A 23,139-nucleotide genomic window follows, 5' to 3' on the forward strand; every position below is an offset into this window, starting at 1 on the left:
TTACCTATACGGCGAGTTTTCCGCTCATTAGGCGGGGCAAGAGCAGGTCGCGTTGTTTGATGAGGTTGTCACACTGATTTGATAAAGTAAGAATCAAATCGTATATTTGTTGAACCTTTTTTTCAAAGAGTTGGCAGATTTTAAAAGGCGGAAGACAGACTTTCATTCTATTAATATCGCCAATAAAAAGGCATTGCTGTGCTGCACCATGGGCTGCGTTCTCAAATTCTTTCCGCATTGATTTGAACGTTTCATATAAATAGCAGGAATTGACTAGCTCTTTGTTTGGTTTGATAATTGCAACGCTTCTCTGAAATTCTATATAGGAAGGTTCTTGATTTAGGAGGTGGACATCCCCAATTGTTCCAACAGAGGTTATAAGAATATCTCCTTTTGACAATTGGGTTCTTTTTCGAAGCGTAAAAAAAGTTTTTTCATCAATAGTTCGCTCGTTTTCTCCTATTTGTATTTTCCCATCTTTAATATTCTTACAGCTAAGTAGTAAGTATGGTGAATTTGGCGTATCTTGTATGGTGTTATGAACGCCATCTGTCACATTGCTTATATTCTCTATTTTATCAATTCGCCAGCCTTTGGGAATTCCGTTTTCGATTGGGACTGTTTCGTGGCCGGGGAATCGGAAGCGGACGAACCATTCTTTGTATAGGTTCTCCACCATTTGTTCCAAGATTTTAATGCGTTTGTTGTTGTTTTCTATCAGGTTGTCGTAATTTTCAATTATCGAAGTTATTTTTTTCTGTTCCTCGACTAAAGGTAATTGGACTTTTATTTGATTTACTTTATAAATGCCCAACTTTGCTTGGGCTGCACCAATTGCTAAGCCTTCCATGTATTTTTTTAAACATGGTTGAGCGAGGTAATAAGCTAAATATTTAGAAAAACATTTTTGAGGGTTGAAATTTGTTAAACGGACAGCATTTTCTGTTAAATTTGCTCCTGATGCGTCTTGTCCACAAAAGCCGACGTCACCTATATTCGCTACGATAGTGATGGCGACATCATTTTCTTCAATGATATATTTGCTTATTTTCTTTTTTACTTCTTCAGAAATGTATCCACAGTTAGATACATCTATTTTCCCCTGTTTGATGTCTCTTGCTCTGATATACTTGTATTTTGTGATCTCTTTTGAAAAATCAGAACCTAGCGGTAATCGTTTACCGCTTTTCGCATCGCAAATCTCATTTAATCTGTATGTAGTAAATTTCATATTGTTTTCTAAACTTTTTAGATTGTTTCGTTGCTATGCTTCTTGCAATGGCGTTTTCGGGGCGTTGCGGGGTGTCCCCGCAGAAGGGGTAGCGTAAGACACTTGGAGATTCCCGCCTTCGCGGGAATGACAAGTGGCTGTAGCGAGGGGAAGGCTTTCCCCATTGTCCCTAAAATAACGCATTCATATTCTCTGCAATCTGTTTTTCCAGTTTCTTCGCTTCGGCGCTCAGCTTGGCGAAATCGTCGTTCAGCCCGAGCATCGTTTCCTTGAATTCTTCGGCGGTCATGCCGTCGTCTTCAATGACAACGCCCACATATCGGCCCGCGTTGAGCGAATAATCCTGGTCCTTGATTCCGTCTTCTCCTTCGATTTTTGCGACCTTGCAAAGGCCGATTACGTCTTGGTATTTTCCATTCGGGAACCGTTCGGTGAGCCAGTTGATTTGTGCCTGCCAATAATCCTTGATTTTGACTTCTTTATCGTCGCTGTTTATGGGAGCGTTCTTGAGGTTTTCCTTGTATTCCTTGACCAAGTCCTTGAAAGCCTGCGTGTCGCCTTCGTATAGCCGGCTGATGATGGCGAGGTTCTTGATTTGTTCGTCGCTGAACTTGCGGTGTGCCCTGTCAACTTGGGTGAACACGTTTCGTGCGTCGATGAAAAGGATTTCGTCTTTTTTCTTGCCGCCCGCTTTTTGCTTGTCGAAGAACCAGAGCGTCGCGGGGAGCGTGACCGAGTTGAACATGTTCGAGGGCAGGGTGACCATCTGGCTGATGACACCTTCTTCAATCATCTTCTTGCGGATTTCAAGTTCGCTGCCGCCGGCATCGCTTGCGGAATTCGCCATGACGAGTGCCGCCTTGCCGTTTTTATTCAGGGCTGTTGCGAAGTAGCCAATCCATAGGTAGTTTGCGTTGGGGACGGTTTCTTTCTTGTCTGATTCTTTTTTGCTGCCTGCCTTGGATTTGTTTCTGGGAACGCCATAGGTGCTGAAACGTTCGTCTTCCTTGACTTTATCGACAACGACTTCGTCCACGTTGAACGGGGGATTCGCCATCACGTAATCAAATGCGCCGAATGCGTTGTAAGGGTCGCTGTAAAAAGAGTTCGCTTCGGTGATGTCGCCACGGACATTGTTCAGGAGCAAGTTCATTTTGGCGAGTTTGACCGTATCGGGTTCCTTTTCCACGCCGTAGCAACGGAAAGACATCGTGTCATCTTCTTCGCTCTTGTTGTGCTTGTGCATATAGCGGGCCGCCTGCACGAACATGCCGCCCGAACCGCAAGCCGGATCAAGGAATTTCTTGTCGTGACCGCTTGGCTGCAAGACTTCGACCATGTAACGCACGACTGTCGCGGGCGTATAGAATGTTCCGCCGTCCTTGCCTTCGGACAAAGCGAAATTGCCCAGGAAGTATTCGTAGATTTCGCCGAACAGGTCGATGCCGATATCTTCGGGGATGTCCTTGAAAATGCGGACAATCTTCGAAAGCAAATCGGGCTCCTCTTCGGGAACGAGCTGTGCGTAAACATCTTTGGAGAGGACCCCTTCCATCTTTTCGTTTTCGTCTTCGATGGCCTTCATCGCGCGCTTGACGAGAGTCGCTTTCTTGGCGTCATCCGGGGCGTCGTTGATAAAGTCGAAGCAGGCACATTCAGGCAAGTAGAAACCGCACTTTTCGATGGAGATTTCTTTGAGCGTGCGTGCACGACGGGTGCCCTTGAGTTTTTCGAACTCAGCGATGATTTCGTCTTTATGCTGTTTGTAAAGAATGTCCGCATAGCGCAGGAAGATTAGGCCCAGAATGGGCTGCCCGTATTTGTTTGCGGCAAGGTGCGCTCCAGCGCGGAGAATGTCTGCGGAATGCCAAAGACGGTCTTTCAAGTTCTTCAATTCAACGTCGGTCATAAGAATCCTTATTTGTCAATAGGGAATATAGATTTTTATGGGAAAATCGAGGTAAAATGAACGCTAAATGCCGTCAATCTGGGCCTATAGGACAAACCATTTATTCAGAAAACAATATATATTAAAGGTAATAGAATGGCCATGTATCGTCTGATGGAGGCGTAAAATGTACGAATTATCCTCAAACAAAAAGGAATTGTTTCCTTTAGAAAAAATTGATTTTAGTTCAATCAATTTGACGGAAAAGGATATTGAAGATATTCTGGTCAACCGTATTGGAATCCTTGACGAAGATGTTAATGATTCTGACGAAGAAAATAGCTCTCTTCTTATTGTCGGTCGTCAAGTTCGTAATGAAGGCAATGGACGTAGTGATTTAACCGCACTTGATAAAGATGGCAATCTTGTTCTAATTGAAATAAAAAGAGATGTCAAAGATATAAAAGCTCGTGCTGAATCATTTACATTTCAGGCAATTCGTTATGTTGCGAGTTATTCGACGATAAAAGATGTTTTTGATTTGGCGGATAAGATTTATATTCCGTTTTTAGAGAAATATAAGAATGTAAAACCTCAAGAAGGGCAAAATATGCTTGATTTGGCATTAGATAAACTTGAGGATTTTTTAGATCAAAACAATAAGACGGATTTGAGCGGAAAGCAGAGAATCATATTGGTTGCTGGAGAATTTGATGAAGAAACGCTTTCTGCAGCAGATTGGCTCTGCAAAAATAAGATCGATATCAGCTGTATCCAGCTCAATCTTTTTAAACAGAATGATAAATATCTTTTGGATGTTAAGAAATTAATCCCGCAAGAGAATTTTATTCTTGAAATTGCGGAATCTAATCCTTCAAAAGTTTCACACAAAAATTCTTCGTCGAAATCAAAAGCTCAATTGCCAAAGATTAACGCTCTTGTGCGAGCCAATGTTCTTTTTGTGGGTGATATCTTTGAGGCTAAAAATCGCGAAGGAGAATGTGTTGAGTTGCAAGGCAATTGTCAAGTGAAAATTGTCAGCACGTCAAAAGAGACGCTTGCCGTTGGGGCCATAATGACAATGCAACAGTGGCTTCGCAAGGCTCTGGAATGGGATGCTGTGGATACTTATAGATTTGCCTGGGTCAAGAAATCTAAAAATCTAGATAATGAAGGAAAGCTAATCTACGATATCCGAGAAAAATGGATGGCAGAGCAAGAAAAGGGCGAAAAAATAAATGATGTTTAACATTGGTTTGGAATATTAAAGAGAGATGTATGGTTTCTATTGACAAGGCAATTCTTGACTGTGATTCGGTAATATGCAAAAACATATCCCATTTTGATGAATCAGAACGTGGTCTATTGAGTCAAAATATATTGGCTCAATTGAGAAATCTTATTGAATACATTGCAATGAGGGTTTGTCTTATTGGCGAATCTATTAATCCTAATTGTTATGAACAGAAAACCCGTGCATTGAATATTTTGGCTACTCGTGGAAATTGTCGCCCTTTATATAAGTTTCATGAATTACTGCAAAAATCTGCATCTCATTATACGATAGATGAAAATGGCTCTGAAAGATTAATGATTAAATATTACAAGTATCTTTTAATAGTAAAGAAATTTGTAAAAGAACAATGTGATTTGGATATTTTAAGAAATATATCCGATTTCCCGATAAATACAGATAAAGATTTAGATGTTTATTATCAAGCTGTGGCGCAAAAAATTGAAGAAACGAAGTCTACTATTGAACCTAAAGTATCTGATGAGAATAGATATTACATCCAAAAAATAAAACCATTTTTTGTTGGTTCGGAAATTTATTACGAAGTAACGTTTACAATGGCTTTTAGCAATATTAGCAAATTTGATCGAGTTATTGCTTTTACAAAATATGATATTTTACCCAATTACTCTGTGAAGTTTTCTCAAAGAGAAGAATATATAAATGTAATGGGGAATGCCATAAAAATAAATATAATTGATGCTTGGAGCGTTTCAATTCGCCCTTGTGAAGTTTCAAATTATATGCATATTTTTGGATCAAATATTGAGATTAGAAGCGATGATTCTGAATATAAGATACTGATGAGTTTCCTCACGAAATACCATATCGATTTATGTGAATTTGTAACCTCTTCACATGACTTTTACAACCATATAAAGCAAGGTGTTATCACAAAAGCTCAAGATTCTTTCATATTTGATATTTTGGATAGAAGTCGTAGTATCATTTGCAATGTATTGGCGGGAAGCAATATCTTGAGATATCTTCTTTACAAAATGAAAAATGATATTATAAAGCGACAATGGGGGGCTCAAAACGAGTTGCTGCAAAATCTTTATTTGGATTATGGATGTATTCCTTTTGATAAAATGCCGTTTTGTACTGCGTTAAGAAACCATAATCCGAGGATTTTCGAATTACTGGATTGTATACCATCAGAAAATAGAGATTACGAGTTCTTAGTAAAGAGTATTCAAGTAGAAACAGAAATAAGGGGTAATCTATTTACAAAGAAAGATGATTTGAAAAAATTCGATAATATTGATGCTTTAGTAAGGGCTTTTAATGGAGCTCTTTATTACAAGCATGAAAATCGAAAAATCAAGGAAATAAAAGGAAATTATTATATCAAGGAGTATGCAGATTATTGCGCCGAAATTCTACGTAAGTTGTCGGTTTTTGCACAATCTGGTGTAAATGGATATCAAACGGCAATTCAGCACTGGTTGGAAGACCCTCTTAACGCTATTGATGATTGCCAAAAAATTGAAATTCTAAAAGAACTATTTGTTTCATCTAAAGTTGCGTTTGTCTATGGTGCAGCAGGCACAGGAAAATCAACTTTAATCGGACATATTTCAAAATACTATTCAAATGCTATAAAGCTATATCTAGCAGTAACACATCCAGCAATAGAGAACTTGAAAAGAAAAACCCAAAATAACAATGCTGTGTATATGACTATTGAGTCATATTTAAAAAACAAACAGGTTTGTTGCCAATGGGATTTAATAGTTATAGACGAATGCAGTACCGTTAGCAACGAGCAAATGGTTCAAATATTGAACAAATCTACTACGGAGTTACTTGTTCTTGTTGGAGATGTTCATCAAATAGAGTCCATTCGTTTTGGAAATTGGTTTGCAATAGCGGAAAAATTTTTGCCTTCATCGTGTATTTATGAATTAACAAATACCTATCGTAGCTCGAATGATGAATTAAAACTACTCTGGGGTCGAGTTCGAAATTACGAAGACTCTGTTCAAGAGGTCTTGGATAAAAACGATATGTCGGCAAAATTAGAAGATTTTGACTTTCAATACAATCACGAAGATGAAATCGTACTTTGCCTTAATTATGATGGATTATACGGCATAAATAACATCAATGCATTTCTACAAGGACAAAATAGAAATGCAAATATTAGAATAGGGGTTAATACTTATAAGGTTGGGGATCCTGTTCTTTTTATCGAATCTAATCGATATGCACCACTCATATATAATAATATGAAAGGACGAATAAAAAAATTATGGAAAGATGAGGTGAATTACTATTTTGATATTAGCCTTGAAATAGCAATCGACCAAATTAGTGCAAGAGGATATGATTTTGAGTTGCTCTCGACACCAGAAGAAACAACATCAACGATAAGAATTAGAGTGTCGAAATATCGTAGTACAGATAATGACAACGAGCGTTTAGAAGATATGGTTCCCTTCCAGGTGGCTTATGCGATATCAATCCACAAAGCTCAAGGATTGGAATATGATTCTGTAAAAATTGTTATATCAAATGAAGTGGATGAAAAGATAACCCATAATATTTTCTATACAGCTATTACGCGTGCTAGAAAGAATCTAAAAATATATTGGTCTCCTGAAGTGGAAAATAGAGTTATAGAAAGTTTTAAGCCGCAACATAAGGCAAAAGATGTGGCTTTGTTAAAGTTGTTGTATGACTTGTAAGGAATTTATAAATGACTCCCCAATCCTTCTCCAAAATTTTCTGGAAGCAGTACCTTCTGCTTGAAAAGGATTTCCTTGAAACGGATGAGTTCGTGACGATTGACAAGAGCAACTTCAAGACGTTCTCCAGTCGTTACACTTATCTGTTCTTGAACATCTGCAGTGAAATTGATTCCATTGCAGAAGAATATTGCAAGGTTGTGAAGGCTCCTTCGAAGGTCAAGAACATCTTGCAAAAGATGACTGTCATTGTGACTGACGACCCGAAGATTAAAGATCAAAGGGTTTCTACGAAGTATCCATACGAGATTATCAATTTTGTCCCGTTTGCCGGTTTTGACAGTGAGTCGGCTGCTGGCTGGTGGCAGGATTATAACCTGGTCAAGCATTTCCGTGCCGATGTTCCGGAAAAGGGAATCCCGAACTATCAGCTTGCGCACTTGAAAAATGTGATGAACGCCCTCGCCGCCCTCTACATCCTCTGCCAGAATCTCTACAAACTCCTTGGCGAATCCGACCTGCAACTCGAACCGTCAAGGCTGTTTGAATAGCAGAAAAAAGTCTTGACAAATCTGCTCTAGGAATATATATTTAGTGCACAAGTGAGTAGAAACATGGCGGAGATATGTCGAACGAACTAGCCAAGCAGATATCGTATATTCTTTACAGCAGTCCTGAAGAAGATGTCAAGGTCATGGCTTTAGTCAAAGACGAGACCATCTGGCTGACGCAGAAGGCTATGGCCGAGCTTTTTGATGTTAATGTTCCGGGCATTTCGAAGCATTTGAAAAACATATACGATGAAGGAGAGCTTAGTGAATCCGCAACTGTTTCCATTTTGGAAACAGTTCAAAATGAAAATGGCCGTTCCGTAAAGCGCAATGTCTCTTTCTACAATCTCGATGCAATTATTTCCGTCGGTTACCGTGTAAATTCTGCGAAGGCCACAAAGTTCCGCATTTGGGCTACGGGAATCCTGAAGGAATACATCAAGAAGGGTTTTGTGCTCGACGACGAGCGCTTAAAGCAGGGTAACGCTGTTTTCGGTAAGGACTACTTCAAGGAACTTTTGGAAAGAGTCCGATCTATCCGTGCGAGCGAACGCCGCATTTGGCAGCAGATAACGGATATTTTTGCCGAGTGTTCCATAGACTACGACAAGGATTCTGAAATAACGAAAAAGTTTTTCGCCACGGTTCAGAACAAGTTCCACTATGCAATAACAGGGCAGACTGCTGCGGAAATCGTGTACGAGAGGGCCGACCACAAAAAAGAGCACATGGGGCTTACGACCTGGAAAAATTCTCCGAGCGGCCGTGTGCTGAAAAGCGATGTGAACATTGCCAAGAATTATTTGTCAGAAAAGCAGATCCGTCAGCTGGAACGCGCCGTGAGCGGTTATTTTGACTACATCGAAGACTTGATAGAGCGGGAGATTGCTTTTAACATGGAGCAGTTTGCCGCAAGCGTGAACGAGTTCCTGGAATTCAGGCGCTACGACATTCTCGATGGCAATGGAAAAGTCAGCCGGGACCAGGCGGACGAGAAAGCATTCGGAGAATACGAGATTTTCAACCGCACGCAAAAGATTGACTCTGATTTCGACAAGGTAATCCGGAAAATAAAGAAGAATTAGCCCACCCACCACAAGGAGTTCCCCATGAAAAATCGTTTTGCACTCACGCTTATGGCAACGCTCATCTGCAGCACGCTTGCCATGGCGCAGCTCCAAAAACTCCCCGCTCCGGCAAAGACCGGCGGCAAGCCTGTCATGGAGGCGCTCTGGGACAGGGCTTCTGGCACGGAGTTCAGCGACAAGATGCTCAGTGACCAGGATCTTTCGAATTTGCTTTTTGCGGCTATCGGCGTGAATCGCCCTGCCGACGGCAAGCTCACTTCGCCGACTGCCCGCAACTTCCAGGAAATCCGCGTGTTCGTGTTCACGAGCAAGGGCGTCTCGGAATACCTGAACAAGGAAAACGCGCTGAAGCAGGTGGCGAAGGGTGACCACAGGGCGCTCGTTGCCGACCGTCAGGATTGGGCGAAGGCGGCCCCGGTGAGCATCCTCATCGTTGCGGACGAGACCAAGTTCGGCAGCAGCGACGCCCGCGCGAAGGTGACGATGGGAACCGATGCGGGCATCGTGAGCGAGAATATTAATTTGTTCTGTGCCGGCATGGGCCTGGTGACCCGCCCGCGCATGACGATGGATGTTCCCGCCATCAAGAAGCTTCTCAAGCTTTCGGACTCGCAGGTGCCCTTGCTGAACAACCCCGTGGGCTATGCGAAGTAGTTGAAGCGGGTTTGTAAAATTTCGTTAAGCCCCTTGCCAGCATCCTAATATTATCTACATTTCAGCTGCGGTTCCTAATAGTGCAGGCTCCGAAAGGCATTTGATGATTATCAAATGTTTTTCTTTTTTTCAAAGGAGCTGCTATGTCTAAAAATAAGGAACCTGTTTACACAAGGTGTTCCACTATTATTTCGGCGAATTTCCTTGCCGATGTACAATGTATCATTGAGACATCGAGGACTCGCGCTTACGCGGCCGTAAATGTGGCAATGTTGGAACGCAACTGGCAATTGGGCAAGCGTATTGCGGAAGAAGAAATTAAGGGTAAAACTCGTGCAGAATACGGCGTTAAAATTATTGCGGAACTGTCGAAACGGCTGACCGATATTTATGGAAGGGGTTATACAAAAACCAATTTGTACAGCTTTCTGCAATTCTACAAGATCTTTCCTAAAATTTTCCACACACCGTGTGGAAAATCTGCACAACCGCTGCTTACATGGAGTCACTATAGGAGCCTTTTGCGAGTTTTTGACGCCGATGCTCGTGAATGGTATATGCAGGAGGCTATAAATGAAACATGGAGCGCTCGAACCCTAGATAGAAATATTTCAACGCAGTATTATCATCGACTTTTAGCATCGCAAAACAAGGGCCCCGTCAAAAGGGAGATGCGAAACAAGACGAAGGCTTTTCAACAAGATAAATTAGAGTTCATCAAAAATCCTGTTGTTGCTGAATTTTTGAATATGTCGCCCAATACTGATTTTTCTGAATCAAAGCTAGAAACGGCGATAATCAATCATTTGCAAAGGTTTGTTCTAGAATTGGGAAAGGGGTTTGCGTTTGTTGCTAGACAACAACATATCCGGACTGATACCGAAGATTATTTTATTGATCTCGTTTTTTACAACTATATCCTGAAATGTTTCGTTCTATTTGACTTGAAAACAGGAACTGTTAACCATCAAGATGTCGGCCAGATGGATATGTATGTCAGAATGTATGACGAATTAAAAAGAAATGAAGGTGACAATCCGACTATAGGTATTGTTCTTGGATCTAACACAAGTAAGGATATCGCTCGATATTCCGTTCTAAAAGGCAATAAGCGGCTTTTCCAGGCGAAATATATGCCCTATATGCCGACATTGGAGGAGTTGAATATGGAAATCGAACGTCAGAAGGAAATCTTTGCCGAACAAAATGATTCTTGATTACAGACTGCTCATGCCGATGAAATAGAATTATTTCTTCCTCAATTTTCCACTAGCAAAAACCACCAGGAGAGCACCAGCAGCTACGCCGCCGACTTTCGTGAGGTCGTTCCAGAATTGACGCCGATTTGCCTTGCAATGCTCGCAAAGTTTCTCGGTGTCTTCGGGCTTTTCGCAGCCGCACTTTTTGCAGGTGTTCCAGAGTTTTTGAATCATTCCTACCTCACAACCTTCACCCGTTTCCCGTTCTTGAGCTGGTGCGTGGCGGCAGCGGGGAGGGTGTTCTTGCGGCCGACAAAGGTACCGTCGATGCGGTAGGTTTCAACGGGGGCGACTATGGTGCGGTTCTGTGCCCGCGGCATAATGCGTTCGGGGCCCTGCCCGCAATTTTCACCTTCGCAGGTGCCACTAGTGTCCGAAGCATTTGCCTTTACCGCAATGGAATCCGTCGATACGGTGAAGTTGTCGTAGCGGATAAAGCAGTCGTGGGTGGGGGCCCATTCGGTGCTGCTTCCGCCGTGGAACGTGGAGAGGTAGAACTTGTCGACTTTCACGGTGTCGTAGTCGCGGAGCCTGAGGGTATCTACATCGAGCGCGACTTCTCCGTCAATCCACGCTTGCACGCGGCCGTTCTTGTCGCCGTTGCCGGGAGTGGCAATGGTGTTCATACTTACTTTATTCACAATGCGGTGCCAGGTGCCGGTGGTAAACTGTTTTTGCGGGATGGTGCCGTTCAGATTCCACTTAAAATCGTCGCCGTATACGGACTCTTGCCCCATGAAGTAGATTAGCTGCACGGCGTTGCCATCTTTGCGCCACATGATGCGCGCGCTCCAGCCGTCGCCGGTTTCAGGCATGGCGTTGCCGGTGTAGCACTTGCCGCCGCATAGGCCGGGGAGCTTGCCGCCGAGCTGGAACTCGAACCCGTCTTCGAAGAATATGTCGTAGGCGCTCCACATGGTGTCGGCGGTTTTCACGAGGGGCTGGATGATTTGCGCGGCGCAGGCGGGCGTGTCGTTGTCGTTCGGGCCTACGCAGCCCTTGGGGTACTTGAGCTGCAGAACTTTGCCGTGTTCCTCGCCGTCGTACACGACCTTGGAGTTTTCGCCATTGTTCTTGTCCATGGCGTACCACCAGCTTTTGTCGTAGTCGTTGCGCTTGAAGTCTTCCTTGGCCTCCGCATTGCCGTACACGCCGACTTCGCGGTTCTCGAAGTTCACGAACGAGACGGTGTCGGATACCGTTTGCGCGAAGGCGAACGGGGCAAGCGAGGCGGAGCATGCCACCGCGACGGCGAACATCGCCGCAGAAAAGGTGTTACGAATTTTTGCGCTCATACCTTTAAAATAATCTTTTTTGGCTGGCATTAAACTATCTTTTTAATGTATGGCCGATTCACTTGACGAAAAACACATTGAAACTGGCACGGATTTTGCCGCGACTCCTGCCGCAGACCCCGCTGCCCAGGCTGCCGCACAAGACGCTGCAAACCGTGCTGCCCGAACTTCAGCAGACTCCGCTGCCGAGGCTCGCAAGGCCCGCATCAAGAAGATGCGCGGATGGCTTTCTCCGCGTGATTCCGTCGCCGACGACTTTGGCCCCGAAGACGCCGCCCTCTATTACGGCGAAGGGCATTCCGGCTGGAACCGATAAGCTGATTAAAAAAATCCCTCGGCTGGTGCCGGGGGATTGTCGTTAGAATTTGTATAGAGATTGCTTCCACCACGCTTCGCTCGTGGCAGGCTCGGCTATTCGCCCCTCGCAATGACGTACAAGGTTCGACAGCACGGGTGGTGCGATTCGCGATGCTTGTCGCTGTGGATCCTATCGGTCGCCTTGCGGCTCCCTCCAGGATGACATACAGGTGACGGCCCTGCTCCTACGAACCTAACTCAACTAAGGCAACGAGTTGCCAAGTTTCGTATATCGGCAAGCTCAGGGACCTTATAACCGACCTTCGTGAACTCCGCTCAGGATGACAGCTCAAAGGCATGAAGTGCCGTGCTCACGCCTCAGAGCGCAGCGACCCCAAAGCGCGAAGCGCGACCTCATTAGTACCTGTAATGATCCGCCTTGTACGGGCCTTCCACAGGCACGCCGATGTAATCGGCCTGGGCCTTGGTGAGGGTCGTCAGGTGAACGCCGAGCTTTTCGAGGTGGAGGCGTGCGACCTTTTCGTCGAGGATCTTCGGGAGCGTATAGACGACACCGCTTTCGTACTTGATGCCGGCGACAGTCTGCTTGCCCTGTGCGTTGAGCCAGAGGTCGATCTGTGCGATGGTCTGGTTCGTGAAGCTTGCACTCATCACGAAGCTCGGGTGACCGGTAGCGCAGCCGAGGTTCAGCAGGCGGCCTTCGGCGAGCACGAGGATGCTGTGGCCGTCGGGGAAAATCCATTCGTCGTACTGCGGCTTGATTTCGTTACGCTTGATGCCCGGAATCTTCTTGAGACCGGCCATGTCGATTTCGTTGTCGAAGTGGCCGATGTTACCGACGATGGCGCGGTGCTTCATCTTTTCCATCTGGGCGGCGCTGATGATGCCGGTGTTGCCGGTGGTGGTCACGAAGATGTCGGCGTAGCTCACGACTTCGTCGAGGGTCTTGACTTCGTAGCCTTCCATGGCGGCCTGGAGTGCGCAAATCGGGTCGATTTCGGTGATGATCACGCGGGCGCCCTGACCGCGCAGGGACTGTGCGCAACCCTTACCCACGTCGCCGTAGCCGCACACGACTGCAATCTTGCCAGCCATCATCACGTCGGTGGCGCGGTTGATGCCGTCGATGAGGGAGTGGCGGCAGCCGTAGAGGTTGTCGAACTTGGACTTCGTGACGGAATCGTTCACGTTGATTGCCGGGAACTTGAGGCGGCCGGCCTGGGCCATCTGGTAAAGGCGATGCACGCCGGTGGTGGTTTCTTCGGAAACGCCGCGGAGGGCTTCGCGGGCGCGGGTCCACTGCTTCGGGTCCTTCTCAAAAATCTTACGGCAGGTGGCGAGGAACACGCCCCATTCTTCGCTGTCGGTAGCGGGGTTGAATTCGGGCACCTTGCCGGCATCTTCGAATTCGGCGCCGCAGGTCACGAGCATGGTGGCGTCGCCGCCGTCATCCACGATGAGGTCTGCGGTCTTGCCGTCGGGCCATACGAGGGCGCGGGCGGTGTTTTCCCAGTATTCTTCGAGGGTTTCGCCCTTCCAGGCGAACACGGGCACGCCCTGCGGGTTTTCCACGGTGCCCTTCTTGCCTACCACGACGGCGGCGGCAGCGTTGTCCTGCGTACTGAAAATGTTGCAGCTCACCCAGCGCACGTCGGCACCGAGATCCACCAGCGTTTCAATCAAAATAGCGGTCTGCACGGTCATGTGGAGGCTACCCATGATGCGCGCACCTGCGAGCGGCTTCTTGCCTGCGTATTCCTTGCGGAGCGCCATCAGGCCCGGCATTTCGGTTTCGGCGAGGTCGAGTTCCTTGCGGCCTTCCACAGCAAGGTTGATATCCTTAATTTTGTATTCCATGTTAATATATCCTTTTTAAAAATCTTATTTATGCATAAATATAGTTATATGCATAAAATTAGTCAAGACTCCCTGTCCTAGATAAAAGAAAGTCCCGCGAAATTTTCGCGGGACCAGATTTTTTCTGATGGGTCGTGAAGGCTTGCAACCTTAAAGTCTGCAGGCTCCCTTCTCCGCCATTTCCGGCGGGCAGGTGCAGCCCTTGTCATCGCATTCGAGAGTTTCCAGCTCGTCGCCCTTCTTGTACGTGGACCAGTCGGTATGCCATGCATAGTTGTTGCTCTTGGTGGGGTTGAGCGTTGTCATGTAATGGTCAACCAGGTACTGCGGGCATTCCACTTCTTCCCAGTGGTAGGTCGGGTTGTCAGCCGCCATATACCAGTCCGCAAACCAGTGGCAACCGCGCAGCAAGTTGGGGAATCCGGCATTGCCGAAAGCGGCGTCACACATATCCCTTACGCACTGCTGGTACTTTTCAAGCGTGTTGTCGTAACCGAGCTTGCTCTGGCATTCGGTAAGGAATCCGCCGAAGCCTGCGCCCCAGTTGATATTCGCACCGTTCACCTGCGTAGAGAGAGCATCGAAAGCGCCCACGCCACCGCCCGGGACCATCAGGTCGAACTGACCGTTTTCCACATCATGACCGATGTTGGAGGTCATCACGACAATGTGCTTGCCCTTAAGCGCCTTGTGCGTTGCCTTGGCGGCATTGTTCGCGCTTGCATCCTTGAAGCTTCCGTCATACTGCAAGTGGAAGCACTTGCCGCAGGTCGTCTGGGTACCGGGACCAGCCACATAAGCGTATGAGAGAGTGTCGTTCAGGGCGATAGGCGCCATGTCGGTGCAGGTGAACACACCCGCGGCCCCCACTTCGCAGGCACTCGTGGTACCTTCGTAGCCCATCCAGTACTGCTGAACCGCGTGACCGAGCGTAAACGTCGGAACTTCCACGTCGTGTATGTTGCAGTTACGGGCGGTCGTTCCGCCTGCGACGTAAGATTCCTGCGTTGTCGTGTCAGTCTTGCCTTCTTGTCCATTGCTAATCCAGGAGCAGTGCGGCTTACAGGCATCCCAGTAGCGGCTGTTCCAACCGGTCTGAGAGTTGCCCAAAATGTTCTTGGTGTATTCGGGAGAAGGCGGACCGTAAGACTCGATCGTCGGGAATCCGTCGGGACCAATATCGGGGTCCGTATTCACGGAGCTGCTGCTTTCATCAAGCGGAGCTAAAATCGTGTCGTTCGGATTCACGCTTGTCGAAGACTTCGGAACGAACGGGTCATCGGGATTGGTCGCGGCAGAAGAACCCGGGTTGAGCGGATCGTTACCAGCCGAAAGCCCCGGATCCTGCGGATCTGCCGAAGCGGAACTCAGAATGGTCAGCTCGCCCGTCTGGGGGTCAATCACGGCATTCGCCTTGCAAGGGGTCAAGGTATTCAAGTCAATACCGCTCACAGCAGGCACGCCATCCAGCGTCATAATGGAGCCATCGACAAAGACCGCCACCGGATTTCCCGCGGCATCGGTGACCGCTCCATCAGCATAAATCACCCAGTAGCCGTTACCGGTATCGAAAAGCCACGTGTCTGCAGCCGACACGACTCCGTTGCAGGGGCTATCGACAGCAGGAGAAGTACTCCCCGACGAGCCAACGCCACCAATGGCATCGGTCGCCTTCGTTGCAGCATCGTCGCCGCAGGCACAAATCATGGCGACCGCACCGGCCGCAATCATCGTCTTGAACAGTTTACGTTTCATACAACCTCTTTTTTACGCCAACCCAAACTTTGGCAATTTACTCCCTAAAAATAAATTCTCATCCCTGAATTTCAAAGTAAAAACAGGTTACAAATTCATTAAATGTTCACGAAGTGTGCGCAAAACGGGAAGAAGAGTAACAAAAAAAGGCCGCACTTACACGCGCAAGCCTTTTTATAATTCAGAATAATGAATTCAGATTCCAGAGTTACAATAATCGCGGCGTAGCCGCCAAATAAAAAATAATTCTGAATTCTGAAATCTGAAATCCGAATTAGTCGCGGAACTTCACCTGCTTGGTGCCAGCGACGACTTCGCCGATCTGCACCCACTTTTCGCCCTTGGCTTCGAGGTGAGCGGTAACTTCGGCCTTGTCCTTCGGGTCGATGAAGATGAGCATGCCCATACCCATGTTGAAGGTATTGTACATCTCGTCCTTCTCGACGGAGCCAGCCTGCTGGATGAGCTTGAAGATCATCGGCGGGTCCCACGTGGTGCGGTCGATAATCACGTCGACATCGTCCGGGAGGATACGCGGAATGTTGCCCTGGTAGCCCGAACCCGTGATGTGTGCGAGGCCCTGGATAATCTTCTTGTTGCAAAGATCGATGAGACTCGGGTAGTAGCTGCGGTGCGGCACGGCGAGGGCTTCGCCGATGGACTTGTCCATGCCGTCGACAACGGTATCGACCTTGTAGCCGGCCACGTCGAACAACACCTTACGGGCCAAAGAGTAACCGTTGGTGTGAAGGCCAGTAGAAGGCAGACCGAGAATGATGGTACCCGGCTTGATCTTCTTGCCGTCGATGATGTTTTCGCGTTCCACGACACCCACGATTGTACCGGAAATGTCGTAGTCGCCGGGACCGTAGAAGCCCGGCATTTCAGCGGTTTCACCGCCGATGAGCACGAGGTCGTTTTCGCGGCAGGCCTTGGCCATACCGGCAACGAGCTTGTCCATCACGCCCGGTTCCAGGCGGCCGGTAGCCACGTAGTCCAAGAAGAACAACGGACGTGCACCCTGGACGAGAATGTCGTCGCAGCAGTGGTTCACGATGTCCTGACCCGGGAGTTCGTGCGTGCCCATTTCGATGTCGACCTTGAGCTTGGTGCCCACGCCATCTACGGAGCTCACGAGGACGGGGTCCTTCATGCCGAGGTGGTTCAGCGTAAAGAGGCCACCGAAGTTGCCCACGTCGCCCAAAACGCCCTGGTTGAATGTAGTACGTACGGATTTCTTGACACCGACCATCGCCTCGTCGGCGCGTGCCAAGGACACTCCTGCGTCTGCGTAATTCATCTTCTATCCTTTGCCCTAGCGGGCATCTTTTCGCCCTTAACGGGCATTTTGTTTTTCATCAATATTTCTGAGCGCATCCAGAATCAGGCTCGTGGTATCGGACATCTGGTTGATGTTCACGATATCCGGCATCAGGTGCGTATCGAGCTTGAACAAAGTCTCGTCGCCCCACGACAGCATCTTTTCCAATGCGTCCGGCCCTGCCAGTTTGCCACACTTGGCGCAGCAGATACGGCCTTCCTGGAATGCGATAAATCCCTTTTCGCCGTTGCACTCGAACATGACCGTCCCGGTGATACGGCTCTTTTCCATTGTCTGAGCAAAATCGATAAACGGAAGCACCTTGGCCGATGCCAAAAGCGACAGGCGTTCGAATTCGTCGAAAGCCTTGTTCTTTGCGCGCAGGCGGTCGGCGACCACCTTGTAAAGGTACACCATGATATTCGGGTTCTTGTCCAGGAACTTCACGAATTCCTCGCGCGGAATGTGGAGAACCGTGGCGCCCTCTTCGCCCGCAATCACAGTATTGCTCGTCGGCTCGTTACAGATAATGGACATTTCCCCGAAGCAGGTACCCGCATCGAGGGTTGCTAGCGTATTGTAGTGACCGTCGGCCAGGATCTGGCCGCAGATAAAGGCATTGCCGCTCTGAAGCACGCAGAAGGAATCCCCGACGGAGCCGCCGTTGATAATCACCTCGCCCGCTTCGTACTCACGGATCTGGGCATTCAAAAGCAAATAATCGGCACAATCTCTCGGAACCTGCTGCAGGAAAGGAATCCCCAGCTCATAGTTAGCCGCAATCCAATCACCAATACCTGTATGAGTCTTCATGTTCTAAAAGATAAAAATATTGCGGTACCAGTCAAATTCCTTTCGGGCAGAATCAGCCCCATTCGTTGCATTCTGTATACAGTTCCGCAAACTCTGGAGCAGTTCGGCAGGGTATGCCACCGCCGACTCGTAGAAATCGTTACCGCCGCCCGGCCCCTTGCGCCCGTCATTCTGACACACGCGTTTTTCCCGGAACGCCCTGATGTGCTTGACGCGCGGCTCCGCGGCAAGGATGTCTTCCGCACTCGAGAACGCCCCCGGATTCACCCACACATCGGCGCTGTCCGCCACGAGCATGATCTCTTCCAGCGTAAACGTAAGTTCGCGGCTGGTGTCCGATGCCCACAGGTAGCAGCCTCCTGCATCCCGAATGAGGTGCGCCGTAAAACTGTTGCCGCCCGGAGCGTACCAGACTCCGCCGTAGTTCATCCCCGCAATCACCCGAGGACAAGGGACTGTGTCATTGCGAGCCGAAGGCGAAGCAATCTCTACTTCTGACTTGTCGGGGGAAGTCTCCCCCTCGCTCACACGTTGTTGCTCGCTACCCCCTCTAGCGGGGTCCCCCCCCGCAACGCCCCCATTTGCAACCTGCAAGTACGCATTCTTACTTTGTTCATAAATCGAATCGGCTCGAGCTTCCACGCCGAACAGTTTTCCAAACAACTTAATCCATTCAATTTTCGCGAGCGGATGTTCCTCCTGCCATTCCGAAGTCAGCATCAACGGAATCCCGAGGCTATTAATTCGTTCGTAATCATCCTGGCTGCCGCCCGTAGCAAAGTCCATCACCAGGTCCGGCCGAACCGCCAGAATTTTCTCCAGCGAAATCGACGTTCCGTTCCCGACCTCGGCGACCTCGCCCCGCTGCACCCGCGCATACAGGGCACTATTCGCGACATACTTTCCCTCGCCCACCGCCACGATGCGGTCCATAAGCCCCAGGCGAAGCAGGAACCCGACCTGCGCCGACGAAAGCGCAACCACCCTTTCGAGCGGCACACGCAGAACAGTCTCCTTGGCACGCCCATGCGAAAGATCCACGACGCCCTCGGCCGCGCCTTCCCCTTCGGCCCGTTTGCGCAACGCGAAACGCTTGACCAGCGTGTCACGACCCACGACCGAACGGACCTCCAACAGGTTCTCGTCGCAGGGGCTGCCCATCTTCAGGTTTCTCGCGTATTCCAGGGTTGCAAGTTCACCGCACCCGTCCGACTTACCGGACTGACCACCATTACCGCAGGCCGAGCACAGGAGCGAGAAAACCGCCCCCAGGAGCACCAGAGCACCTCTTGCGACCATTTTTCCACAAAAATTCAACATAATAACTCCCAAAAAAGATCGTAAACCGTTGATTTTTAACATCTTATGCATTTTTTTGTGCCAAAAACCCAAAACATAATGTATTTTATATGACGTATACTAGCAACGGAATCTTTTATGAAAACAAAGATAGCCTCTTTTTTGAGCATCGTGGCCCTGAGCCTGCTCACACTCACCACCGGCGCATTCGCCGATGTCGAAGAAGGTTTTTACGAAAAGGACCACGTCCGCGGGTTCATTTCGATTGGCGCGGACTACCGCGGCATGCGTAGCGAATTCCAGCGCTACGTGAACAATACGGCATTTTCAAACTGGGGCCACCAAGCGGAAGGCTATTACATCGACAAAGACACTAATACCGTCGACACGACCTTTTCCTATTACAGCAGGCTTCCAGGCTACGACAAGTTCAACGACTACTATCTGGGTCTACACGTGAACATCGGCGCCCAGTACAAGCAGTTCCTGACCTGGTTCGATATCAACTTCATGCCGATGCAGACTTCCGAACGCCCTGCAAATTCCTACACAGCCAACATCGAAGGCTACCCCGCAGGTGCCCAGGATGTCGCTCCGAAAAAAACACCATGGACTCTCTACGATGTCGAATGGTTCTCTTACGGCGCCGACTGGATGTTCGGCTGGAAACTTTTCGGCGAACACACCTTCATCAACCTGATACCCTCTATCGGCTTCGGCTTCAACATGATCAATTTCCACTTCGCCTCGGAGTTCACCCTTCAAGAAAGGGGGAAACCCGAACACACGGAACTCGCGCGTGACCGCTTCTACAGCACTATGGCGACGACCGTGACCGGCGAACTCGAATTCCGCATCGAGCTCGGACGCCTCGGCCTGGGCGGATACGGCGGATACCGTTTCGTGCGCTACAACGATCTCGACGTCGAAGGATTCAACATCTTCTATGAAGAAGACGGAACAGACAATGTCGGCGACACCTGGTACCTCGGAGCCCGAATCACTTGGTACTTCCTCTCCCCGTGGGAAAAGAAACAAGCCGATAAACTATAATGACCGTTCGTGCTCACTGCCACTAGACAATACGAGCGCACTCACTCTCGCAATCACGCCTCGTTAATACGAGGCGTTTATTGCTCACAGATGACCGTTCGTGCTCACTGCCACTAGACAATACGAGCGCACTCACTCTCGCAATCACGCCTCGTTAATACGAGGCGTTTATTGCTCACAGATGACCGTTCGTGCTCACGGACGAACAACGGCAGGCAGTCCGCTTGAGGTCGGACCGCCCGCCGTCGCCTGTGGTCGAGGAATCTAGAAAGCGGCCTAGCTCTTGCGGCCGGGTGCAGAATGGCTCCGTTCAAAGGGATGCTCGCACTGGAAAAAGAACCCGCTCGGTCCCTGCGTCGAATTGGGAGTCCTGTCGACGACCTTCTCCATGGCCACATAATGGGCGCAGCGGTCCCTGAGGCAGGGGTCGGTCTTCCAATAAACGTTGCGTTTCGCCTTGGGGTACACAAAGCTCCAGCCCAGCAGCAGCGTGGGCACTCCCATCAGCCCCAGGCGACTCGGGAGCGGGGCGAACTGCCCCTGCGTGCTGAAAAGCACCACGGCGTCCAGCTTGCGGTAGACCGCGAACAGCAGCGCATCTTCCATCAGCGCCATGTTCGGCCCGAGCGTCCCCTCGACCGGAGCGGTCGGATTATAATGCACGCTGTACCCCGCCTGCTCCAGTTCGTGCTGCAACCGGATGGCCCCCTCGTGGTATTCCCTGTAGATATGCGGGTTCCGGTAGGGGTGGTAATAATGCGCCTCAAGCTCCAGGTCGCGGAAGTTTCCCTTCTCGAAATACTTGAGCGACTGCATCTGCACCCACGACTTCAGGCTCCTGAAATCCAGCTGTGAACGGAACCGGTGATGGTTCCGGTAATACTCGTTGACCTTCTTCAGCGTATATCCGTCAAGAAAGAACCCGACGCGCAAAGGCTCCATGGTGTAAACCTCCGAAAAAAAACGTGCCTATTTCTTAACACGCTTTTTTCAGGAGCCCACATGCCCTTTTTACGGTAAAATTTTGTAAACAAATTAGAAATTGCCGATTCCGCTTCAAAATCGGCATCGACGAATCAAAGTAACTTTCTTTTTTCCAGGTCGTCCATCAGAGACCCGGGCATCCAGCCCTTGAGTGCCCTGAACTTCGGACTGTCCAACTTGGCACGCCATTCCGCCGCCTTTTCCTTCTTGCCCGCATCGTGGTAGATACGGACCAAGTTCAGCACCGAGCACCAGTAGCGGATACTTGCGCCGGTACGCTTCAGGTAATCGGCGGCGCTCTTCTCGCAGATTCCAGCCGCCTCGTCGTAGCGCTTCAGGCGGTAAAGCATGTCCGCCTTGATCTGCAGCATCACGGGATTGCCCGGAGCCTTCGCGAGGCCGCGCTCGGCGAGCTTGAGCCCCTTCGAGAAATCTTCCTTATCGTAATGCATCCAGATAAGCGGCGTCAGGAACAGCGGCCAGAAACGCTCGGATTTCTCCGACGCACTGTCGAGAGTCGCAAGGTACGCCTCGCGGTTATCCGACTTGAACGGCACCCAGCTGAAACTCTTGTCGATGTAGTAGGCGTAAATCGCGAAGAACGCACGCGCCTCGAGCTCCTCGGAATCCTCGAAGGCCTTCGCCGCAGAACGCGTCGTCATGGCCCCCTTCACGGAATGCCCCGTCTCGCCCTGCACATAGCCCATCTCGAACCTGCGGAGCGCATCCCAGAGTCCCTCCGTCTTGCATTTTTCCAGTAGCTGACCCGCCTTCTGCAGGGCAGCCGTATCGCCCTTGTCGTCGTAAACGCTGATGCGCACGACATTTTCCAGGACACAGCCCGCGCCCTCGTTTTCGGAGCGGAGCTTTTTCGCGAGCTCCATGGCATCGCCGTAGCGGAGCGCCATCGTGGCAGAAGTTGCCCTGACCCACAGGTCGTTCTGGCCCGCGGACAACTTGAGCGACGGGACATCTCCCGCCCAGGTACAGACCGCACACAGCGCAATCGTCGTCAGAATTCGCAAAAACATAGACACAAAGGTAGAAAATAGGAGTGGGAAAACCGCAATAAGGCCCGCATTTACATACAAATCTGTTGATAAACTATGGATAAAAAACTTTCGTAAACAATTTATTCACAAATCCCCAGACCGCCAAGCACATTCTCCCGCCTGCTTCGCGGCTTCCACAGACGATATTTTTTATTCCAAATTGGAATAATCGGCGCGAGCCGCACTTTTTTCAACAAAGAAACATTTTCGTTCCGTAAATCGTTGACAAACAATGAGTTACGATTCCGCACTCAGAAAAACGCTCAAATTTTCCATTTTTCGCAAAAATTACAAAAAGATGTTATTTTCGTCCCTTTTCCCAAAGCACCTTGCCCGACAAATAAAAATAATCTATAACTGGTGTTAAGAAATAAACACTTTTTCAACATTTCAACAACAAATAAACATGTAACGCAACAAACAACTAACGGTATCGAAAAAAGACGGAGGTCTTATGAAGCTCTTCCATAAAACATCTGCACTGTCATTCTACATGATCCATTCCGGTTTCAAGGCGTTCAAGGACCGCGTGAAAGCCGAACTGGACGCAGCGGGTGGCGGCAACCTGGACGACCTTCTGGACGACGACAGCCTGCACGCGTACTACCGCAACGGCGATTCGCCCGACTACGTGGCAGCCTCCCTCTGCCCTTCCTGCGAAGAAGACTGAAGCCGAAAAAGTCTTTCCCGAACAACCGAAGGGAATACCGTCCTGATTATATAAAGACTCTCTCCTC

20 protein-coding genes are annotated in these 23,139 nt (G+C 48.8%); 9 read left to right on the forward strand and 11 right to left on the reverse strand.

All coding sequences use genetic code 11. The features are described 5' to 3' along the window. Positions 1 to 4: 4 nt before the first annotated feature. On the reverse strand, positions 5 to 1,231 hold the full coding sequence (locus BUA93_RS14285) for a restriction endonuclease subunit S (RefSeq protein WP_072980550.1): 1,227 nt from the start codon (positions 1,229 to 1,231) through the stop codon (positions 5 to 7). Between the two features lie 169 nt (positions 1,232 to 1,400). Then, positions 1,401 to 3,140: a type I restriction-modification system subunit M gene (locus BUA93_RS14290; protein WP_072980552.1), complete on the reverse strand. Its 1,740-nt coding sequence runs from the start codon at positions 3,138 to 3,140 to the stop codon at positions 1,401 to 1,403. Between the two features lie 166 nt (positions 3,141 to 3,306). Between BUA93_RS14290 and BUA93_RS14295 the strand changes: the two genes are divergently transcribed. The 6 genes from BUA93_RS14295 (at position 3,307) to BUA93_RS14320 (ending at position 10,613) form a co-directional block, all read left to right on the forward strand. Further along, positions 3,307 to 4,368, forward strand: coding sequence for a PDDEXK family nuclease (locus tag BUA93_RS14295; protein WP_072980554.1), 1,062 nt, complete (start codon positions 3,307 to 3,309; stop codon positions 4,366 to 4,368). 29 nt (positions 4,369 to 4,397) lie between these two features. Further along, entirely contained in the window at positions 4,398 to 7,103 is a 2,706-nt protein-coding gene (locus BUA93_RS14300) for an ATP-dependent DNA helicase (RefSeq protein ID WP_072980612.1), read from the forward strand. Positions 7,104 to 7,114: 11 nt separating this feature from the next. Further along, a complete protein-coding gene (locus BUA93_RS14305; protein WP_072980555.1) occupies positions 7,115 to 7,654 on the forward strand; it encodes a hypothetical protein in 540 nt (179 codons plus the stop codon). A 74-nt stretch (positions 7,655 to 7,728) separates the two neighbouring features. Continuing rightward, positions 7,729 to 8,739: a virulence RhuM family protein gene (locus BUA93_RS14310; RefSeq protein ID WP_072980557.1), complete on the forward strand. Its 1,011-nt coding sequence runs from the start codon at positions 7,729 to 7,731 to the stop codon at positions 8,737 to 8,739. A 24-nt stretch (positions 8,740 to 8,763) separates the two neighbouring features. Next, complete coding sequence (locus BUA93_RS14315) at positions 8,764 to 9,396, forward strand: nitroreductase family protein (protein ID WP_072980559.1); 633 nt, start codon at positions 8,764 to 8,766, stop codon at positions 9,394 to 9,396. A gap of 143 nt (positions 9,397 to 9,539) precedes the next feature. Further along, on the forward strand, positions 9,540 to 10,613 hold the full coding sequence (locus tag BUA93_RS14320) for a PDDEXK nuclease domain-containing protein (protein ID WP_072980561.1): 1,074 nt from the start codon (positions 9,540 to 9,542) through the stop codon (positions 10,611 to 10,613). Positions 10,614 to 10,643: 30 nt separating this feature from the next. Here BUA93_RS14320 and BUA93_RS14325 read toward each other — a convergent pair whose 3' ends face one another. Both BUA93_RS14325 and BUA93_RS14330 read right to left on the reverse strand, forming a co-directional pair. Next, positions 10,644 to 10,829 (reverse strand): hypothetical protein, encoded by a 186-nt coding sequence (locus BUA93_RS14325; protein WP_072980563.1) that lies wholly within the window; start codon positions 10,827 to 10,829, stop codon positions 10,644 to 10,646. A 2-nt stretch (positions 10,830 to 10,831) separates the two neighbouring features. Continuing rightward, positions 10,832 to 11,950, reverse strand: a complete 1,119-nt coding sequence (locus BUA93_RS14330) for a polysaccharide lyase (RefSeq protein ID WP_254793999.1) — start codon at positions 11,948 to 11,950, stop codon at positions 10,832 to 10,834. A gap of 49 nt (positions 11,951 to 11,999) precedes the next feature. Here BUA93_RS14330 and BUA93_RS14335 point away from each other — a divergent pair, with 49 nt between their 5' ends. Continuing rightward, positions 12,000 to 12,266: a hypothetical protein gene (locus tag BUA93_RS14335; RefSeq protein WP_072980565.1), complete on the forward strand. Its 267-nt coding sequence runs from the start codon at positions 12,000 to 12,002 to the stop codon at positions 12,264 to 12,266. Between the two features lie 398 nt (positions 12,267 to 12,664). Here BUA93_RS14335 and ahcY read toward each other — a convergent pair whose 3' ends face one another. The 5 genes from ahcY to BUA93_RS14360 form a co-directional block, all read right to left on the reverse strand. Further along, positions 12,665 to 14,125 (reverse strand): adenosylhomocysteinase, encoded by a 1,461-nt coding sequence (gene ahcY / locus BUA93_RS14340; protein WP_072980567.1) that lies wholly within the window; start codon positions 14,123 to 14,125, stop codon positions 12,665 to 12,667. A gap of 150 nt (positions 14,126 to 14,275) precedes the next feature. Continuing rightward, positions 14,276 to 15,880 (reverse strand): hypothetical protein, encoded by a 1,605-nt coding sequence (locus BUA93_RS14345; protein ID WP_072980569.1) that lies wholly within the window; start codon positions 15,878 to 15,880, stop codon positions 14,276 to 14,278. A gap of 274 nt (positions 15,881 to 16,154) precedes the next feature. Then, on the reverse strand, positions 16,155 to 17,180 hold the full coding sequence (gene purM / locus BUA93_RS14350) for a phosphoribosylformylglycinamidine cyclo-ligase (protein ID WP_072980571.1): 1,026 nt from the start codon (positions 17,178 to 17,180) through the stop codon (positions 16,155 to 16,157). A gap of 36 nt (positions 17,181 to 17,216) precedes the next feature. Next, the gene (locus tag BUA93_RS14355) at positions 17,217 to 18,014 is read right to left on the reverse strand and encodes a cyclic nucleotide-binding domain-containing protein (protein ID WP_072980573.1); all 798 of its coding nucleotides are present in this window, start codon (positions 18,012 to 18,014) and stop codon (positions 17,217 to 17,219) included. A 3-nt stretch (positions 18,015 to 18,017) separates the two neighbouring features. After that, positions 18,018 to 19,334, reverse strand: a complete 1,317-nt coding sequence (locus BUA93_RS14360) for an ABC transporter substrate-binding protein (RefSeq protein WP_175547462.1) — start codon at positions 19,332 to 19,334, stop codon at positions 18,018 to 18,020. Positions 19,335 to 19,451: 117 nt separating this feature from the next. Between BUA93_RS14360 and BUA93_RS14365 the strand changes: the two genes are divergently transcribed. Further along, positions 19,452 to 20,366 carry a hypothetical protein gene (locus BUA93_RS14365; protein ID WP_072980577.1) on the forward strand — a complete coding sequence of 305 codons (915 nt, stop codon included), beginning with the start codon at positions 19,452 to 19,454 and terminating at the stop codon, positions 20,364 to 20,366. Between the two features lie 276 nt (positions 20,367 to 20,642). On the opposite strand, the gene BUA93_RS14370 is transcribed toward BUA93_RS14365, so the two are convergent. Continuing rightward, positions 20,643 to 21,308, reverse strand: a complete 666-nt coding sequence (locus BUA93_RS14370; protein WP_072980578.1) for a PIN domain-containing protein — start codon at positions 21,306 to 21,308, stop codon at positions 20,643 to 20,645. A 134-nt stretch (positions 21,309 to 21,442) separates the two neighbouring features. Further along, complete coding sequence (locus BUA93_RS14375) at positions 21,443 to 22,381, reverse strand: tetratricopeptide repeat protein (protein ID WP_254794001.1); 939 nt, start codon at positions 22,379 to 22,381, stop codon at positions 21,443 to 21,445. A 475-nt stretch (positions 22,382 to 22,856) separates the two neighbouring features. On the opposite strand from BUA93_RS14375, the gene BUA93_RS14380 reads away from it, so the two are divergent. After that, positions 22,857 to 23,072 carry a hypothetical protein gene (locus BUA93_RS14380; RefSeq protein ID WP_072980580.1) on the forward strand — a complete coding sequence of 72 codons (216 nt, stop codon included), beginning with the start codon at positions 22,857 to 22,859 and terminating at the stop codon, positions 23,070 to 23,072. Positions 23,073 to 23,139 lie beyond the last annotated feature (67 nt).

The organism is Fibrobacter sp. UWH4 (assembly GCF_900142475.1).
In the GTDB taxonomy this organism is placed as follows: Bacteria; Fibrobacterota; Fibrobacteria; order Fibrobacterales; family Fibrobacteraceae; genus Fibrobacter.

Coding starts and splice junctions, on each gene's coding strand:
- BUA93_RS14285 (WP_072980550.1), bottom strand. CDS start 1,231: ATGAAATTTACTACATACAGATTAAATGAGATTTGCGATGCGAAAAGC.
- BUA93_RS14290 (WP_072980552.1), bottom strand. CDS start 3,140: ATGACCGACGTTGAATTGAAGAACTTGAAAGACCGTCTTTGGCATTCC.
- BUA93_RS14295 (WP_072980554.1), top strand. CDS start 3,307: ATGTACGAATTATCCTCAAACAAAAAGGAATTGTTTCCTTTAGAAAAA.
- BUA93_RS14300 (WP_072980612.1), top strand. CDS start 4,398: ATGGTTTCTATTGACAAGGCAATTCTTGACTGTGATTCGGTAATATGC.
- BUA93_RS14305 (WP_072980555.1), top strand. CDS start 7,115: ATGACTCCCCAATCCTTCTCCAAAATTTTCTGGAAGCAGTACCTTCTG.
- BUA93_RS14310 (WP_072980557.1), top strand. CDS start 7,729: ATGTCGAACGAACTAGCCAAGCAGATATCGTATATTCTTTACAGCAGT.
- BUA93_RS14315 (WP_072980559.1), top strand. CDS start 8,764: ATGAAAAATCGTTTTGCACTCACGCTTATGGCAACGCTCATCTGCAGC.
- BUA93_RS14320 (WP_072980561.1), top strand. CDS start 9,540: ATGTCTAAAAATAAGGAACCTGTTTACACAAGGTGTTCCACTATTATT.
- BUA93_RS14325 (WP_072980563.1), bottom strand. CDS start 10,829: ATGATTCAAAAACTCTGGAACACCTGCAAAAAGTGCGGCTGCGAAAAG.
- BUA93_RS14330 (WP_254793999.1), bottom strand. CDS start 11,950: ATGAGCGCAAAAATTCGTAACACCTTTTCTGCGGCGATGTTCGCCGTC.
- BUA93_RS14335 (WP_072980565.1), top strand. CDS start 12,000: ATGGCCGATTCACTTGACGAAAAACACATTGAAACTGGCACGGATTTT.
- ahcY (WP_072980567.1), bottom strand. CDS start 14,125: ATGGAATACAAAATTAAGGATATCAACCTTGCTGTGGAAGGCCGCAAG.
- BUA93_RS14345 (WP_072980569.1), bottom strand. CDS start 15,880: ATGAAACGTAAACTGTTCAAGACGATGATTGCGGCCGGTGCGGTCGCC.
- purM (WP_072980571.1), bottom strand. CDS start 17,180: ATGAATTACGCAGACGCAGGAGTGTCCTTGGCACGCGCCGACGAGGCG.
- BUA93_RS14355 (WP_072980573.1), bottom strand. CDS start 18,014: ATGAAGACTCATACAGGTATTGGTGATTGGATTGCGGCTAACTATGAG.
- BUA93_RS14360 (WP_175547462.1), bottom strand. CDS start 19,334: ATGTTGAATTTTTGTGGAAAAATGGTCGCAAGAGGTGCTCTGGTGCTC.
- BUA93_RS14365 (WP_072980577.1), top strand. CDS start 19,452: ATGAAAACAAAGATAGCCTCTTTTTTGAGCATCGTGGCCCTGAGCCTG.
- BUA93_RS14370 (WP_072980578.1), bottom strand. CDS start 21,308: ATGGAGCCTTTGCGCGTCGGGTTCTTTCTTGACGGATATACGCTGAAG.
- BUA93_RS14375 (WP_254794001.1), bottom strand. CDS start 22,381: ATGTTTTTGCGAATTCTGACGACGATTGCGCTGTGTGCGGTCTGTACC.
- BUA93_RS14380 (WP_072980580.1), top strand. CDS start 22,857: ATGAAGCTCTTCCATAAAACATCTGCACTGTCATTCTACATGATCCAT.